19 protein-coding genes are annotated in these 16,369 nt (G+C 57.7%); 8 read left to right on the plus strand and 11 right to left on the minus strand.

The features are described from left to right. Positions 1–4: 4 nt before the first annotated feature. Together moaB and ACT3T6_RS10760 are read left to right on the plus strand one after the other, a co-directional pair. Positions 5–523, plus strand: a complete 519-nt coding sequence (gene moaB / locus ACT3T6_RS10755; protein WP_172117910.1) for a molybdenum cofactor biosynthesis protein B — start codon at positions 5–7, stop codon at positions 521–523. After that, positions 516–1,766 carry a molybdopterin molybdotransferase MoeA gene (locus ACT3T6_RS10760; protein WP_193054236.1) on the plus strand — a complete coding sequence of 417 codons (1,251 nt, stop codon included), beginning with the start codon at positions 516–518 and terminating at the stop codon, positions 1,764–1,766. Before moaB ends, ACT3T6_RS10760 begins: the two co-directional genes overlap by 8 nt. Before the next feature lie 21 nt (positions 1,767–1,787). Here ACT3T6_RS10760 and ACT3T6_RS10765 read toward each other — a convergent pair whose 3' ends face one another. The 6 genes from ACT3T6_RS10765 to ACT3T6_RS10790 form a co-directional block, all read right to left on the minus strand. After that, positions 1,788–2,954: a glutathionylspermidine synthase family protein gene (locus ACT3T6_RS10765; protein ID WP_193054237.1), complete on the minus strand. Its 1,167-nt coding sequence runs from the start codon at positions 2,952–2,954 to the stop codon at positions 1,788–1,790. Between the two features lie 18 nt (positions 2,955–2,972). Continuing rightward, positions 2,973–3,584 carry a DUF1190 domain-containing protein gene (locus ACT3T6_RS10770; protein ID WP_172117913.1) on the minus strand — a complete coding sequence of 204 codons (612 nt, stop codon included), beginning with the start codon at positions 3,582–3,584 and terminating at the stop codon, positions 2,973–2,975. A gap of 11 nt (positions 3,585–3,595) precedes the next feature. Continuing rightward, positions 3,596–4,006: a DUF350 domain-containing protein gene (locus ACT3T6_RS10775; protein ID WP_172117914.1), complete on the minus strand. Its 411-nt coding sequence runs from the start codon at positions 4,004–4,006 to the stop codon at positions 3,596–3,598. A gap of 65 nt (positions 4,007–4,071) precedes the next feature. After that, positions 4,072–4,797, minus strand: coding sequence for a DUF2491 family protein (locus tag ACT3T6_RS10780; protein ID WP_193054238.1), 726 nt, complete (start codon positions 4,795–4,797; stop codon positions 4,072–4,074). A 104-nt stretch (positions 4,798–4,901) separates the two neighbouring features. After that, positions 4,902–5,597: a PspA/IM30 family protein gene (locus tag ACT3T6_RS10785; RefSeq protein ID WP_193054239.1), complete on the minus strand. Its 696-nt coding sequence runs from the start codon at positions 5,595–5,597 to the stop codon at positions 4,902–4,904. A gap of 21 nt (positions 5,598–5,618) precedes the next feature. Then, entirely contained in the window at positions 5,619–6,074 is a 456-nt protein-coding gene (locus tag ACT3T6_RS10790; RefSeq protein WP_172117917.1) for a DUF2170 family protein, read from the minus strand. A 449-nt stretch (positions 6,075–6,523) separates the two neighbouring features. On the opposite strand from ACT3T6_RS10790, the gene ACT3T6_RS10795 reads away from it, so the two are divergent. The 5 genes from ACT3T6_RS10795 to ACT3T6_RS10815 all read left to right on the plus strand — a co-directional run bounded on the left by ACT3T6_RS10795 (position 6,524) and on the right by ACT3T6_RS10815 (position 10,082). Beyond that, on the plus strand, positions 6,524–7,207 hold the full coding sequence (locus ACT3T6_RS10795) for a GntR family transcriptional regulator (protein ID WP_193054240.1): 684 nt from the start codon (positions 6,524–6,526) through the stop codon (positions 7,205–7,207). An 86-nt stretch (positions 7,208–7,293) separates the two neighbouring features. After that, positions 7,294–8,334, plus strand: a complete 1,041-nt coding sequence (locus tag ACT3T6_RS10800) for a GlxA family transcriptional regulator (RefSeq protein ID WP_193054241.1) — start codon at positions 7,294–7,296, stop codon at positions 8,332–8,334. Next, positions 8,325–9,491, plus strand: coding sequence for an MFS transporter (locus ACT3T6_RS10805; protein WP_193054242.1), 1,167 nt, complete (start codon positions 8,325–8,327; stop codon positions 9,489–9,491). The genes ACT3T6_RS10800 and ACT3T6_RS10805 overlap by 10 nt, the downstream gene beginning before the upstream one ends. A gap of 49 nt (positions 9,492–9,540) precedes the next feature. Further along, a complete protein-coding gene (locus ACT3T6_RS10810; protein ID WP_193054243.1) occupies positions 9,541–9,906 on the plus strand; it encodes a hypothetical protein in 366 nt (121 codons plus the stop codon). Continuing rightward, entirely contained in the window at positions 9,906–10,082 is a 177-nt protein-coding gene (locus tag ACT3T6_RS10815) for a DUF1289 domain-containing protein (protein ID WP_193054244.1), read from the plus strand. The genes ACT3T6_RS10810 and ACT3T6_RS10815 overlap by 1 nt, the downstream gene beginning before the upstream one ends. A gap of 33 nt (positions 10,083–10,115) precedes the next feature. Here ACT3T6_RS10815 and ACT3T6_RS10820 read toward each other — a convergent pair whose 3' ends face one another. Genes ACT3T6_RS10820 through ACT3T6_RS10840 form a run of 5 tightly spaced genes read right to left on the minus strand, consistent with a single transcriptional unit; the run spans position 10,116 to position 15,376 of the window. Next, positions 10,116–10,565: a phosphatase domain-containing protein gene (locus ACT3T6_RS10820; RefSeq protein ID WP_193054245.1), complete on the minus strand. Its 450-nt coding sequence runs from the start codon at positions 10,563–10,565 to the stop codon at positions 10,116–10,118. Beyond that, positions 10,562–11,650, minus strand: coding sequence for an MBL fold metallo-hydrolase (locus ACT3T6_RS10825; protein ID WP_193054246.1), 1,089 nt, complete (start codon positions 11,648–11,650; stop codon positions 10,562–10,564). The genes ACT3T6_RS10820 and ACT3T6_RS10825 overlap by 4 nt, the downstream gene beginning before the upstream one ends. Further along, positions 11,647–12,693, minus strand: a complete 1,047-nt coding sequence (locus ACT3T6_RS10830; RefSeq protein WP_193054247.1) for an ABC transporter ATP-binding protein — start codon at positions 12,691–12,693, stop codon at positions 11,647–11,649. The genes ACT3T6_RS10825 and ACT3T6_RS10830 overlap by 4 nt, the downstream gene beginning before the upstream one ends. Then, entirely contained in the window at positions 12,681–14,381 is a 1,701-nt protein-coding gene (locus tag ACT3T6_RS10835) for an ABC transporter permease (RefSeq protein ID WP_193054248.1), read from the minus strand. Before ACT3T6_RS10835 ends, ACT3T6_RS10830 begins: the two co-directional genes overlap by 13 nt. Positions 14,382–14,383: 2 nt before the next feature. Then, positions 14,384–15,376: an ABC transporter substrate-binding protein gene (locus ACT3T6_RS10840; protein WP_193054249.1), complete on the minus strand. Its 993-nt coding sequence runs from the start codon at positions 15,374–15,376 to the stop codon at positions 14,384–14,386. A 146-nt stretch (positions 15,377–15,522) separates the two neighbouring features. On the opposite strand from ACT3T6_RS10840, the gene ACT3T6_RS10845 reads away from it, so the two are divergent. Further along, entirely contained in the window at positions 15,523–16,278 is a 756-nt protein-coding gene (locus tag ACT3T6_RS10845; RefSeq protein ID WP_193054250.1) for a DeoR/GlpR family DNA-binding transcription regulator, read from the plus strand. Positions 16,279–16,369 lie beyond the last annotated feature (91 nt).

Raw genomic sequence — 16,369 nt, forward strand, 5'->3', positions numbered from 1 at the left:
CGTTATGGAGCCGATGGTTGCCCTCAACATAGCCATACTGACGATTTCAGATACGCGCACCGAAGAGAATGACCGCTCTGGTCAGCAGTTGGTCGAGAGTTTGACCGCCGCCGGCCATCGGCTCGCCGATAAGCGTATCGTGGCTGACGATATCTACCAGATTCGCGCTATCGTGGCCCAATGGATTGCTGACGCCGGAGTGCAGGTGGTTATTACCACCGGCGGCACCGGCTTTACCGGCCGTGATTCCACACCGGAAGCCATTTCGGTACTGCTGGATAAGCATATCGAAGGATTTGGAGAGCGGTTTCGCCAGTTAAGCGGTGAGGAAATTGGCAGCTCCACCATTCAAAGCCGCTGCCTGGGTGGCCTAGCGAATGCCACGGTCATCTTCTGTCTGCCCGGCTCAACCGGTGCATGCCGTACGGGCTGGGAAGGCATTTTGAAAGAGCAGCTTGATAGCCGCCACAAACCGTGCAATTTTGCCAACCTGGTGATTCCCGAGCGAGGCCAGCATGGCTGATTTGCAGCCGACTGATTTGCAGCCGACTGATTTGCAAGTAGCTGATTTGCAACCAGTAAGTGCCGCGCTTGAAGCGCTGCTGGCTGGTGTGAGTTCCGTCAGTGCGGAAGAAGCCGCCTTGGACGCCGCTGGTGGGCGGGTGCTGGCTGACGACGTGATGGCAGCGCTTAACGTCCCGCCCTTTGATAACAGTGCGATGGATGGCTATGCGTTGCGCGCAAGTGATGCGGGTCGGTGGCTGCCCATCAGCCAGCGCATTGCGGCGGGAACACAGGTAGCGCCGCTGGCACCCGGTAGCTGTGCACGTATCTTTACCGGTGGCGAGTTGCCAGCAGGCGCGGACTGCGTCGTCATGCAGGAGCGCGTTAGCGTTGAGGTAGGCAAAGCCTTGATACCGGACAATATTCCGCCTGACGATAATGTGCGCCGCCAAGGGCGGGATGTGCGTTTGGGAGACTGTTTGCTCAACAAAGGACTGCGTCTGGAAGCGGCCGCGTTGGGGCATTTAGCGGGGCAGGGCATCACCCAGGTGAGCGTACGTCGCCGCCCTAAAGTTGCCCTGCTCTCGACCGGCGATGAGATCGTCGACCCCGGGACACCGCTGGCGCCGGGGCAGATTTATAACTCCAACCGGCCCATGTTAAAGCGCCTGCTTGAGCGCTTTGGCGCTGACGTGGTGCAGGTCGTTAGTGTGCCGGATGACTACGCTCAAACGGTGGCGCTATTAACCCAAGCCGCCGCTGACGCCGATGTCGTGGTAAGCACTGGCGGTGTCAGTGTTGGGGAAGAAGACCACGTTAAGGCCGCGCTTGATGCCTTGGGCGAGCTGGATTTATGGCGCTTGGCCATACGCCCAGGCAAGCCCTTGGCGCTAGGCCGCTTGCCTCGCGCTGACGGTAGTGAGGCAAGGTTTGTGGGTTTGCCGGGCAACCCGGTTTCGGGATTTGTGGGGGCCTGGCTATTTTTGCGCCCGCTCATGGGGGCGTTGTTGGCTTGCCCGGCACAGAAGGCATTGCCAACGTTAACCGCAACGGCGAATTTTGAGACCTCGACCGGACCGCGCCAGCACTATATGCGCGTAACGCTTAATTTTTCACCTTCCGGTATAACGGCCCAGGCCTTTGCTGACCAGAACTCCGGCGTATTGTCGTCGTGTATTGAGGCCGATGCCTTGGCGGTTATTCCTCCCCATCATCAGGTAACGCCAGGCGATACCATTAGCTGCTTATGGTTGGCGGAGTAAGCAGGCGTGTTCTCCTGACCGTTAAACAATGGCGTGGGGCACAAAGCAGGATGAATCCTTGGTAATTCGCCCTACGTCTTCCCGCACGCCGATCCCGCAAGCACGATCACCCACCACCCAACTGCCGATTAACGCGTGATGTTCGCCAAAGCGCGGCATGGGGTGGTAGGCCTGGCGAATCCAAGGGCTGTCGGTATAGGGGCCATCCACTGCCTCACGCTGACCCTCTGGCGTTAACAGTTCAATATTGCTGCCTTCGCGTGAAAAGAACGGCTTGCGTACCCAGCCGGGCGGCAGCGGTGAAGGCGAGCGCTCTTCAAAATAGGCAGGTAGCAAATTAGGGTGGCCCTTAAAGTGCTCCCACAGCAGGGGCAGAATGCCCTTGTTAGACAGAATCGCCTTCCACGGTGGTTCAAACCAGTGGGTGTGCAACTGGGGAATCTTTTCGCCAAACGCATCGTCGGCCAACTCTTCCCAAGGGTAGAGCTTAAACAGTGCCTGAATGGGCTGATTATCCAGGTCAATAAAGTAGTCGCCGTCGCGCTGGTAGCCAATATCTTCGGTATAAATGAAGGGCGCTTTTAAACCGGCCTGAACGGCTACATCCTGCAGGTAGTGTACGGTTGCACGCTCTTCGTCGTTATCCTTGATACATGAAAAGTACATCTCGGCGCTACTCAGCCGGTCGCCAATATGCGCCATCGCATTAATCAGCCGCTCCTGAATGGAATTATATTGGTCAGCGTGGCGCGGGATGATGCCCTGTTGAATTGCCTGCTCAAGCCATACCCACTGGAAAAAGCCCGCTTCATAAAGCGAGGTGGGCGTATCGTAGTTAAGCTCAAGCAGCTTGGCGTGGCCCTGGCCTGAATAGGCAAAGTCCATTCGCCCATAAAGGTGTGGCTGACCAGACACCCAGGAGTCGTGAATGGTGTCCCACATGAACTCCGGCAGCGCCAGGCGTTGCATCAGCGCATTGGAGTGACAGACACGGTCAACAAGCTCCATGCACATTTCATGCAGCTCTTCGGTAGGCGCCTCAATATCCCGCTCTATTTGATCCAGCGAGAACTGGTAGTAGGCGCTCTCTTTCCAGTAGGGTTCGCCGCCGATGGTATGAAAATGAAACCCCAGCTCGTGGGCCAGGGTTTTCCAGTTGGCGCGTTCTGCAACATCAACTCTAAGCATGGAGATTCCCGAGGTACATCACGAGCCCCAGCCGCCGCGAGCGGATGAGCGAGAACCGAAGCCGCGACGCTGTGTGGCCTGGCGGTTCTGAGTCGCCGTGGTACGCAGGGCCTGGTGGCGCTGATTGACACGCTGGCTGGCCTGGTTAGTGGCGGTATTCCAGTTGCCCTGGTTCTGACGATTGCGGTAAACCGGTTCTTGGTACACTCCCCGGTTAGTCGCACCGTGGCTGGTGCGCGACATCATGTTACCCACCATGTAACCCATCATGGCCGGCATAAACCAGCCACCGCCACTGCTGCCGGTGGCCGCCTGCGACTGCTGTTCGGTGGGGGCCGTGCAGGCTCCTTCACCGTGTTCAGCCTCACACTCTTCAAGCGTATTGAAGCGGGGGACTTCTTTAATGGACGCCTCGTAGGCATCTTCACAGGCGCTGCGGGTATATACATCGGCGGCCACGCACTCATCAACACTCTGGTAGCTGCGTGGGCTGTCAAAGCTTACATCGGTCGTTTGCTCTGGCTGGCCACACGCCGTTAGCCCGAATGCGCTGGCGCCCATCATCGCAAGCGAGAGGCGGGCGCTGCGTTTGCGTCGCGGCAGGTGTGGGGTCTGATCGTTATGTGCCATCGTTAAACTCCTTACCACGTCATCGAGGCGGCATTAATCAGGCCAACTGCAATGGAGACACTACCCGCCAGAATACCGTAAGCCATATGACCTTCAGTGATATGCAGTGACAGGCTTTCTCCCTGATTCTTCAGCACCATCTTCAGGCCAAAGAAAGCCGCCAGTTGAACACCAAACGCGATGATGCCCCATAAGATGAAATCGATGAAACTGATGGAGTTGGCCATAGCGCTGTAGAGCGGCAGTGTAAAACCGACGATAGAGCCCGCATAGGCCGTGGCCGCCGCTGCATTACCTTCGCGAATTAACGTCCACTCGTGGTGGGGCGTGATACGGCTATAACAGTACATAAACGCAACGAGAAGCACGAGTGCGCCGATCAGATAGCCCAAAAAGTGGGGTAAGCCTTGTAAATACTGCATGTATAGAATCTTCCTTGGTTGAGAGTCAACGTTGTGGTGATGGCGTGTGTTGGGGCTTGCCGCGCTTAAATAGCATCAATATCGACCGATGTAACATCAACACCGAGATTTTGTACCAGCATAAACCCACCCTCACCGTCATCTTCCGCATTCAGCAATACGTACTCCATGCGCTCGGAGTCTTCAATAGGGCGCTCGTACAGCATGGCATGGTGGGTAACGCTGCGCGTCATGACGCTTTCGGTGGTCATTACCTGCTCTTCAAGCACGACGGGCGGCGACCAAAGGCTCGCTTCATCGCCCCACACACGCTGAAACTGGCAGGTGCGCTCGGAAGCATCGGTCGCCTCGACAGCAATCGTTTGTGCGCCCAGCTGGCCTGCCTTTTTATCGCTTGCGTTGATCAGCGCATCGAACTCGATATCCGACAAATGCGTCACACGATAAAAATCAAACAGCTTGTACTCAATCACGCGCTGGTTTTCGACGTTGGCTTGCAGCCACGTATCGTTATCCAGATAAAAGCGTACCAAGTGGGCGCCCTGGCCAAGGTCGATATGCCCTACGGCCGCAACATGATGATAGGGCGTGCTGTCCCACCCAAAGAGTGCATCGGAATAGGCGCTTAACTCAGCCAACTGAATGTTGACGCGCCCATCCAGACGCAGCCCTGCAAAATCTTCTTGTGACATCCCGGTCGGCAGGCCAGCAGTGAAGGTGGATGCGTTTTCTGCCGCAGGGTTCGCCGCCTCATTGGAAGTGCCGAACAGGGCCTTAAGTGTCTTGAACATTCGAGAAGCCTCCAAAGGGCAAGCCGATAGCGCGAATCGTTGGTGCAGAATCAATATGGCTCAGTGACGTGCAGGCCCGCCGGTGGGCGGGCGCTGTGCCACGTTTACGCTTGTGGAGTATTTTTCTTGGCTTTCAGACGTGCCAGCACGTCTTCGGCTTTGCGCTCATTGGCGCCAATACCCGCCGCTTTCAGGCGTGCATCCAGTGATGAACCGCTCTCTTCGGCAGCCATTTGGTCGGCCGCCTGCATCTGGGCTGAGTTAAGCTGCTGGCGCTCACGGATCCGGTCAAGAGACTCCATCGCACTACCCATAGCGCTATTTTGCCCGGAGTGGCGCGCCGCTACGGCAGACTGAGCCTTCTGTGCAGACTCTGTCGCTTTTACCACGCTCACCTGCTGTTTTAGCTGGCGCAGCTGATTTTCCGTATTGCGAATGGCTCCGCGCAGGCTTTCAATGCTGGCGTCGTACTCGCTGACGATGCTGCGCTCGGCGTCCAGCTCATCTTGCATGCTGACCATGCGCTCGGCAACTTCGACCGCTAACGCTTCTTCGCCTTTGTCCAGCGCGGCTTCAGCGCTCTGCTCAAGCTCGGCAATTTTGCTTTCCAGAGTATCTGCCTTGTTACTGTTCAGCTGGCGTTGACCCATTAAGCGCGCAAGTTCGGTTTTGGACTGTTTCAGGTGATTTTCAGAATCTCGGATTTCCTGGTCCAAAATGCGCAGCGCTTGAGAGTCAACGACGGACTGGCCGGTCTCATTCGCTTTACCACGTAACGCCGTCATGATTTTGCTTAACATAAAGTTGCTCCTAAACGCGTATTAAGAAAAGTGATCGTGAATTAAGTCGGCGACTTCCATGGCTGCGCTGGCCGTGGCATGTAATTCAGCACAAATAGACACCAGCTTTGAATCGCCAAACAGCTGCCCGTAAGCCACGTAAAAATCTCGATTATCAATGGATACGATACCGATAGAGGCAAGCGGAAGCGCAAGGCCCTGGCGCAGTAACACGTCGTTAAGCTCAGCCGGATTCGATACGCTGTCCAGCGGGGCAATGGCGGTCATGGCAATCCACTCATTGTCGCTGCGCGAAAGCGTTAAGGTTAAATTGCCGTAATCGTGAAGCTCCCAAATCAACGTTTGGTTGGCTTCATCTAAACTAACATTGGCCGCTGGCCACTCCAGTTCAACGGCTTCTTCCTGTGCGGAGGCATCGTTAATAACGCGATAGAGTTCGGCTGCCGAGAAAGCACCCGTTTCATTGTGAGTAATCAAAGCAGCAAGCTCCTTATGCAAAATGAAGGTTATGTTAGCACTGACAATTCATCATCTTCTAATAACGCACTATCGCATTTGAGTAAAAGGCTACGCTAACACGCTGCGCGCCTGGATGTTTCACTATCAGCAGCGCTTCTTGAGCGAGCCTATTTAAGACCCACAGGCAGGAGAGGAGTTCTTCGTTAAGCGTACGATAAAAGGAGTCGATAATATGGATAAGGATAGTCAACCGCCCAGTTACGCTTCAGCAGCAGGCTGAGGTGCTACTGCTTACGTTATCTCCGTGAGCTTGTTTTAATGTAGGAGTGTTGGAAAGCTACTCGAATGTATATCAAGACGTATGATATATATTTCGCTAGTGGTGGAAGATGTTAAGCGTCACGTTCCGGCCCTGAAGACAGTAAGGCGGTCGGTCGCTCTTATAAATAAAAGGGGTGGGGAAACAGATGGCTGAGAGCAAACGTTCCAACGCTCAACGGCTTAGGGACTCGTTGGAAGATGACATTATTAATGGGCGGCGTGTGCCGGGTGAGCGGCTCGACCCGGACGAGCTAGGGCGAACGTTTAATGTTTCTCGCACGCCCGTGCGTGAAGCCTTCCAGCAGCTGGTGGCTAGCGGTTTGGTCACCGTATCACCGAAAAAAGGCACCTTTGTGGCCAAGGTCGGCATCGACCAGTTGATCGAGATGTTTGAAGTCATGGCCGAGCTTGAGGGCATGTGCGGGCGCCTGGCGGCCCGACGCATTAGTGACGCGGAGCTGGCAGAGCTTCAGGCGGCCCATCAGCGCTGCGAAGCGGCAGCGCACGCGGGTGATACGGACGAGTACTACTACGAAAACGAAGTCTTCCATGACTGCATCTATGCGGCGAGCCACAATACTTTTTTGGCCAGCGAAGCTCGCCAGCTTAAGCAGCGCTTAAAACCTTACCGGCGTTTACAGTTACAGGTTCGCCAGCGCATGCATAATTCGCTAAGCGAACACCAGGCCATTGTGGATGCCATTACTCAAGGCGATGCCGCATTGGCTCAGCAAGCGCTGTGTGACCATGTGCTGATTCAGGGTGAACGATTCAGCGACTTTGTGGCCAGCGTTCGCCGTATGGAAGCGCCGATCAGCCAGCCGGGGTAGGTAATGTCCGTATCGGTGGGGTAATGGTCCTTGCTGACATGTCGCGCTCGGTGGAAACTCTTCCTATCAATAGCGGGAGAGAAAACGTGACGCGCCATATTGCCTTATTAGCTTACCCCGATTGCCAATTGCTGGATGTCAGTGGCCCCTGGCAGGTGTTTGCCAGCGCCAACGCGCTAAGCCCAGAACCCTTGTATCGCTTAACCCTGGCCGCCGATGCGCCAGGGCAGGTGATGACCAACGGTGGCCTGGCGGTGCATGCCAGCCACACTTATGCTGAACTGCCGCAATTGCTGCCTTTGGATACGTTACTCATTGCAGGCGGCAGCGGTGTGATGGCGTTACGTCAGGACCGACACGTGTTGGCACTTTTACGTAAGCTGGCGCCTCACGTTCGCCGGTTAGGCTCTATCTGCTCAGGGGCTTTCTTGCTTGCTGCCGCTGGGCTTTTAGATGGCAAGCGCGTCACTACCCATTGGCGCCACGCCGACCAGCTTGCCGAAGAGTACCCCGCGCTTAATGTTGAGCCTGATGCGCTGTATATCCAAAGCGGTGATCGCTACACCAGTGCCGGGATAACGGCCGGTATCGATCTGGCGCTTTCGCTGGTAGAAGCCGACCACGGCGCTGCCCTTGCGGGTCAGGTAGCCCGAGAGCTGGTGATGTTTCTGCATCGCCCCGGCGGGCAGTCGCAGTTCAGCGAACTTCTACGCTGCCAGCAAGATGCTGGCCCGTTGCGTCGCTTGCTGGATCATCTGCATGCCGACCCTGGCGGGGCACATTCGCTGGAAAGTATGGCGGCCTTAATGGCCGTATCACCACGTCACCTTACCCGCCTATTCAAGCGCCACTTAACCACGACGCCGGTTACTTACTTGACCCAGCTACGCTTGGAGCAGGCGCGTTTGGCGCTGCTGGATGGGCATCAAACGGTATCGCTTGAGCGGTTAGCTGAGCGCTGGCGCTTGGGCGGCGCCGAGCAGCTGCGCCGCCAGTTTCAACGTTACTACGGTGTTTCCCCTTCTGTGTATCGTCAGCGCTTCGGCGCGGCGGCTAAGTCTGCCCTTACGTCTACCCTCACGCCTACTCTTGTGCCTACGCCTTTGGAGCCATTGCCATGCCATTAACCGTTACGCTGTTATCGCTGTGCCAAGCGCTGTTGGTCAGTGGCAATATCCTGCTGATTGCCGTATCGCCTCTCATTGGCGCCTCGCTGGCACCGACGGCTAACTGGGCCACTGTACCGGTGGCCAGCCAGTGGCTGGGGCTAATGTGCGCCACCATTCCCGCCTCTTTAATCATGGGGCGGCTGGGGCGTAAACGCGGGTTTGTGCTGGGTAATCTTATTGGCTTGATAGGTACGGCCGTGGCCATTTTGGCGCTACGTCAGCAAAGCTTTGGTCTGTTCCTGCTGGCGACCTGGCTAATTGGTATCGGCATTGGCTTTGGGCAGCTCTACCGCTTTGCAGCCCTTGAAGCATCTCCCACGGCACTGCGCGATAAAGCGCTTGGTTTAGTGATGGGCGGTGGAGTGGTAGCGGCATTTGCAGGCCCTTGGCTTGCCCGCTTTAGCCGTGAGCTGAGCGAGACGCCGTTTTTGGGCAGCTTTGTCGGGCTGGGCGTGCTCTACGTGTTGGCACTTGGCATATTGCTTTGTACGCGGTTGCCGGTCGCTTTTGTGCAGGCAGTAGAGGGGGAGAAAAAGCCCTTGCCCGCTATCCTGCGCCAGCCCGGTTTTCTACTGGCCGTTAGTGCGGCGGCCATTGGCTACGGCGTGATGAATCTGGCCATGACCGCCACACCGCTGGCGATGGAAGGGGCCGGGCACAACTTTAACCATGTCTCCACCACTATTCAGTGGCATGTGGTTGCCATGTTCTTGCCCTCATTTTTTACCGGCCATTTGACGGCCCGTTTTGGTGCCCCACGCATGATTAGCGCTGGCTGCTTGCTGCTGGTGGCAAGCGCAATTGCTGCACAGTTTGATGCCGGGCTAGCGGGCTTTAATGTTGCGTTGATCCTGCTGGGGCTTGGTTGGAATTTCACCTTCCTGCCCGCTACCGGGTTATTGACGCAAAGCTATCAACCGGCAGACAAGGCGCGCACTCAAGCGGCCAATGAGTTTCTGGTGTTCGGTACGGCTGCGTTAACGGCGCTGCTGGCGGGGCCGTTGGTTAACACCCTGGGCTGGGCGTTGCTCAATGCGCTGCTGATTCCTGTCTCGTTACTGCCTATGGTGCTGCTGGCATGGCAGCGGCGGCCAAACGCACCTCTTCTTTCTTAAGATGTTATAACATAGTCATATTCTTTTATTTGTTACGTCAGGTGGTTGAATGATTGTTAAACGGGAACGCGGCAAGCTGGAGCGCCAGCTTGTTGCTTCGCTGACTGAAGTCTGTGAGCAGGCCAAGGCCGAGGTGGTTGGATTCGTCTGGTTAACTCACTGCGTGGACTACCAACACTTCCCCGAAAGCCTGGTGGTTATCTGGGTATTTGATACCGATGCCCATTTAGCCTCAGCGCTAAAGGGCGAAGCCAAACAGCGCCTGCATGATTTCACGGCCAGCGCTTTGGCTGAGGCGGGTGTGGCGCTGGATAGCATCACACCGCACATCGACTTAGATAGTGAACAGGCGTGCCAGCGCACCCATGGCGGCAACTGGCAGCACCGACTGCGCGCGCGAAGTGTGAGGCACTGATGGCCAAGAAAATCGATAGTCCCTGCATATCCGCCTGTCAGTTGAAGGGCGGCATGTGCACCGGCTGTGGGCGAAGCATAGAAGAAATTCGCCACTGGAAATCCATGAAGCGGCCCGAAAAAATCGCCACCATCAAGAGGGCCGAACAGCGTTACAAGAAGCTCAACAAGAAGTAGGCGTTAGAAAAATATCGTTCGGGCGGCGTTTGGTTAAAAATCACCCGGGGCGCATTGCAGGCAGGTAAGGCCCAAGGCGCGCCACTGGGCGACGACTGCATCGCGGTCGTCCAGCACCAGCCAAGGCTCGAAACCGTCTTCTCGCATGGTGCTGAGCAGGGCTTCCTTGACCGCTTCGTCATCCACGTGGTCATGGCCATCGGGGCGCAGGTACATGGCGTCAAACGGTATGGCGTTGCGGGTCAGCCATTCGTGGGTATGCTCGCGGTGAGTGTCCGGGCGGCCGCTGCAAATGATGATCTGCTGGCCCTGGGCTTTTAATAATTTCACCAGCCGGGCGACTGGTTCGATCACTGGCGCTTCGGCCATAAACGCAAAGAAGGGGTCCCACTGCTTGGCGGGGCCTAACACCCATTCGTGTACTTTCGTGGGGTGAAATTCAGCTAACGTACCGTCAACATCGACAATCACTGCTTGGGTCATGCAGGGCTCCGGTTATTTAAGGTGTGAGTATTCAAGGCGTAAGTATTCAAGAACAGGGTCTTTTGTGTGGTGAGGCGCGCACCGAGTAACATGCGCCAGGCGCTAAGAGCCGGTTCGGATAAATGAGTAAACAGCGGCACCACTCGTTCGGCATTTACCTGATCGGCAAGCGCAACCAGGTGCGAGGCGCGCAGATGCACATTCCAGCGCTGCCAGAGGATGTCGCCAGCGGCCAGCTCGGCGCAGCGCGAAGGCGTCAGGTAACCGGTGTGCAGCAGGTGAAAACCTGGCCACATGGCCGCCGTATCATCGCGGTCACTGATCAGCTTGAGGCTTGGCTGGGAGGCATCGGAGCGCGCCAGAAGCGCTTCTATTCTTTTATCCGCATGGGAGCGGCGCAGCGTTGCGGGGAGCGCCAGCAGGGTTTGTAGATTGGCGCGAATAATCGGGTCAATAGCAAGCGAAAGCCCGCGAGCGCCTGCTTCTTCGGCTAGCCAAAGTGCCATCTCAAGCGCTCGGCCTGATTCAGGCACCGGGAAAACCAGTGGGCGGCTCAAGTTTTCGCTGATGGCGTCCACACATGCCTGCTGGGGTTGATCGTAGGTGCCATAAGAAGCGTCCAGTAGCGCAATGCGCGCCGGTGGCGGCGTATCAAACGGAAACAGCCGGGACTCAAAGCAGGCGTCGCCGCTGTAGAAAATGCCGCCCTCGACATCCAGGTGAATCCAAACCCCGCCCAACGAATGGCCCGCCTGCCCGGTAGTCACCGTAATACCGGCGATCTGGCAGGTGCCCCGCTCGGGCAGTGACTGCCAGGCGCGCCCATCGGGAAGCGCCTGAGCCACCAGCGGTGTGCAGTAAAGCGGTAGCGTAGCGGGTAGCTCGCTGACGCCGCCAATATGATCGATATGGTCGTGACTGATAATCACCGCATCGACATCAAGCCCGCGCGCCCAGGTAATTGGCTCGCCTGGGTGCAGCGCGCCGCCGGCATCCAACAGAAGCCGCTTGCCGTTGGCTTCCACCACAATAGCTGCGGGGCCTTTATCGCCCAGGCCGCTCAATATATTGATGCTGGCACTCATTGGTCCGGCTCCAAACACCAGCCTTCCAAGAGCGTTAGCGCCACCTGTTGGCCCAATTTTAGGGCGTGGGAATGATAGGCGAGCAGCGTTTCGCCACCGGCCATGCGCAGATGAAGCTCATAGCGCTCGCCACGAAAGGTCTGGCGTTCAACGCGAGCGGTTAAGTCCTGCTGGCTGGGCGCCTCGGGATGCACCTGAATATGCTCCGGGCGCACCAGCACTGCCTGATGACGCTGGGAAGCGGGAGACGTCAGCCCCTGCATCAGCTCATGGCCGCTAAGACGCCTGCCCGGTGCGCCGGTGCTTATCATTAACTGGCTGCCCTGGCCGATAAAGCTTGCCACCCAGGACGTGCGCGGCTCGCGGTAGAGCGTTTCGGGCGTGGCCCACTGCACCAGCTTGCCCGCCTGCATCACCGCGATACGGTCGGCCAGCGCCATGGCTTCGCTTTGGTCATGGGTGACGTAGACCATAGTGGCTTCGGTGCGACGGTGAAAATCTGCAAAGCTGTGCTCCATGGAGGCGCGCAGGTGGCGATCTAGGTTCGCCAAGGGCTCATCCAGAAGCACTACTGACGGGTCGGTGACTAGGCAGCGGGCGAGTGCCACGCGCTGGCGCTGGCCGCCGCTTAAGTCCTGAGGCGTGCGCTGGGCATAGGGCTCAAGCGCCACCAGGGCAAGCGCCTGCTCAACGCGGCGCTGATAATCCGCCCCGCGCACGCCGCGTAGTTTTAGCGGGTAGCCGACGTTATCGGCGACGTTCATATGCGGCCACAGCGCGTAGGATTGAAACACCATGGCCATGTTGCGCTGCTCGGGGAGCACGTGGTGCTGCTCGCTGGCCAGAAGCGTATCGCCCAGATGGATTTCACCGCCGCTTACCTGCTCAAACCCGGCCAGCATACGCAGCATGGTGGTTTTGCCACAGCCGCTGGGGCCGAGCAGGGCGACGAACTCACCCGGTTCAACCGTTAATGAAAGGCCATCCACGGCCTTGTGTTCGTCAAACTGTTTGGTGACTTGCTTGAGGGTTAGCCCTGCCATGGCACGACTCCTTTGGGTAAACGCGGGGCCAGAAGGCTAAGCGACAGCATGAGTGAAGCGACCATCAGCACGACCAGCACGGACACCGCTGAGGCCAGAACGCTTTCGCCACCTTCATCAAGGTTGAAAATCAGCACGCCCAGGGTTTCGTTGCCCGCACTCCATAACAGTGCTGAGACGGTCAGCTCGTTGACAGCCAGCAGAAACACTAAAAGCCCACCGGCAAACAGCGCAGGTGCAATCAACGGCATCACGATAGTGGAAAGGCGGCGCCAAGGGCCGGCACCGGCGAGCTGGGCGGCTTCTTCAAGGGAAGGGTCAAGCTGTGCAAGGCTCGCGCTGACCGGCTTGAGGCACACCACCAGAAAACGTGCCAGATAGGCCACGAAGATCAGCCCCAGCGTGCCGTACAGTGCGACGTTGATAATGGGCAGTGGGCGCACGAACAGCAGAATGCAGGCAATTGCGAGTACCACGCCGGGCAGGGCGTAAGGCAGCTCGATAATACTCAGCGTCAGGTTTTGCAGGCGCGATGGAAGCCGCTGAAGGCGATAGGCTAGCGGCAGGCTGCACAGCATGAGCACCACGGCTGCACCACCGGCAAGCCAAAAGCTATTGCGCATGGCGCGCCACGTAGCGCCCTGACGTCCAATTACTTCATGGTAGGCATTCAAAGTGGCGGTATCGGCGTTGAGCGGTACGCCCATGGCCGGCACCAGCGAGCTGACTACCAGCGCCACCAGCGGCGCGACAAGAATGACCAGCAACACACTGACCAGCAGCACCGTGACCAGCGCGCGAAAGCGGCCGAGTGAGAAATCATGGGCGCGCCCGCTATGCCCCACCAGCCCAAAACGGCTGCGGCCCATCCAGTGTTGCTGAAGCGCCACACCCGCCAGCGCCAGCACGCCGATCAGCAGCGAAAGGGCGGCCATCTCAGCCAGTACGCCGGTGCCAAAACTGGCCATGCGCTGATAAATCAGCGTAGGCAGTACGTAGTAGCTTGCTGGAATGCCCAGCATGGCCGGGATGCCGAAGTTACCCAGGCTTGAGATAAACGCCATGGCGGCACCGGCCACCAGGCCGCTTCTCGTCACGGGCAGAACAATATGCCGCCATACCTGATTCTGCCGGGCGCCGCTAATGCGGGCCGCTTCGACCAGTTCGCGGGGTAGAGAAAGTAGCGAGGTGCGCAGCGCCAGAAACACCAGCGGGGCGCTTTGAATACCTAACAGCAGGGCGATGCCTTCCGCCGAGTAGAGCGGCTGCGGGCTGCCCAACGGCGGCGCCATACCGATGCTTTTTAATAGCGGGCTTGCCGGGCCAAATAGCTGTAACCAGCTAAGTGCCGTGACCTGGGGCGGAATCATCATCGGCAACATAAAACAGAACACTAGCCACGCCTTGCCGCGAATGTCGGTGAGGGTAATCACAAACGCAAACAGGCTGCCCAGCGCAAGGGCAATCAGCATGCCCAGCCACGAGGTATACAGGCTGTGCCACAGCGCTCGCCAGGTACTCGCAGACTGGAGCACACGCCATAGCGGCGCGTTGCCCCCTTGGGTCAGGTCGCTTAACGCTTCTACTAAAAGACGCAGGCTAGGCGCCAGGCTCAGCAGGACGACGGTAAGCGTCAAAAGGGTAAGCAGCCAGCGGTGCTGGCTGCCTTGGGTAAGACTCGGTGACATGATCAGCCGCCGAATAGGTCGCTAAAACGCTGCTTCAGGGCTTCTTCCTGCTCAAGCGCTTGGGCGATATCGACGGGCATCAGCTCGATGGTGTCGCGGGCCGGGAAGCCTTCCGGCGGCGTAACACCCGGGTGGGCAGGCAGATAACCCTGCTCGCTGACCAGCTGCTGACCCTCTTCCGAGAGTACGAAGTCGACAAACTTCTGAGCCGCGTCGACGTTCTTGGCACCGGCCATAATGGCGACGGGTTCAGTGACCGCGCTCACACCCTCTTCAGGGAAGACAAACTCGACCGGCGAGCCTTTGGCCGCTTCGCGGATGGGCAGGAAATCCACCACGATGCCGTAAGGCTTGGTGCCGGCTGCCACTGCGTTGAATACCCCGCCGTTACCGCCTTGGGCCTCGGTACGGTTGTCATGCAAGGCATCGTAATAGCTTTCACCCAGGTCAGGATTTTCACTAATCGCTGCCATGTGAATCAGGGCAGCCCCCGAATAAAGCGGGCTTGGCATGGTCACTAAGCCTTCATATTCAGGCTTGAGCAGGTCCTGCCAGCTTTGCGGCTGCTCGTCAGCGCCGGTGTTATACACGATACCGGTGGTGATCAGTTTGGTGCCGTAGTAGAAGCCTTCGGGGTCAAAAAGCTCGGCATCAAAGGCTTCACGATTAGGGCTCAAATAAGCCTGAAGCTGGTCTTCCTGCTTTAACGACTCCATGGTCATGCTGTCGGCGATCAGCAGCACATCCGGGTTACTGACCCCGGCGGAAAGCTCGGAGCGCAGTCGGGTCATCAATCGCGTGGTGCCGTCGCGTACCCACTCCACCTCAATATCCGGATAGGCTGCCTGGAAGGCATCGACCGTTTGCTGGGCGTCGCTGTTGGGCTGGCTGGTGTAGAGCACGAGCTTGTCGTCGGCAACGGCGTTTGCCGAAAGAGCCAAACTTGCCATCGTGGTGGTAAGAGCAATGGCGGTGCAGAGTGAGCGCTTGAGCATCAGAAAGTCTCCAGTGAGTTGACCCTCCTCACACTACTGTCATCACCTTACAACATCGTGACACTACCCTTTCGTTTGAAGGAGGAGAGCTTTCGTAAGCATCGGAAAGTCTTTCGTTAATAAAAAAGAGGGGAGATGAGAGCAGAATGAAAGGCTTAAACGAGCGTCGCCGAGCGTTGCTTGAGCGGGTGCGCCAAGAGGGGCGCCATTCGCTAGAGGCGCTGGCCAGTCAGTTTGGGGTATCCGTACAAACGCTGCGCGGCGATATTCGCTTTCTTGCCGAAAAGGGCATGGTGCTGCGGCGCCACGGCGAGGTACTGCCGTTTCCCGACCGCGAAAATATCGGTTACGACCAGCGCCAGATCGTCAATGAAGCTGGAAAACGCCTTATTGCCCGCCAGGCCGCTTCATTGATTCAGCCTCATCAGTCGCTGTTTCTAGGCACCGGCACCACCGTTGAACAGCTGGCCGACGCGCTGCACGACAAACAGGGCCTGCATATCATGACCAATAATCTTCACGCGCTTATCAGGCTATCCGCCCTGGAGTGTGAGCTGGTGGTGGCGGGCGGCCGGGTGCGCCGCCGCGACCAGGACGTGATTGGCGGCGACGCGTGGCGCTTTTTTCAACGCTACCGAGCGGATGTAGGCATTGTCTCGGTAGGCGGCATGGATGCCCACGGCAATCTTTTCGATTATAACGACGATGAGGTCATGGCGCGTGAAGCGCTGTTGGCCAATGCGGCTTTGCGCGTTCTGGTGTTGGATAGCACCAAGTTTGATTTACCGCTGCGCTGTGCGGCGGGACAACTAGCCGATTATGACGCGGTGATTACCGACGTGACGCTCCCTGACCGATTGCGCAGCCCTCTTGCCGCACAGGGCGTTAGGTTTTTGATATGAGCAGGTAGTAAGTGGTCGGCGAGGTAGCCGCAGCCGCGGGTATCTATTTGACATTGGCCCTCAGGTAATGGCAAATACCCCAAAAATTGGC

The sequence above is a fragment of the Halomonas sp. 72 genome (assembly GCF_052379785.1).
Lineage (GTDB): Bacteria > Pseudomonadota > Gammaproteobacteria > Pseudomonadales > Halomonadaceae > Vreelandella > Vreelandella citrativorans.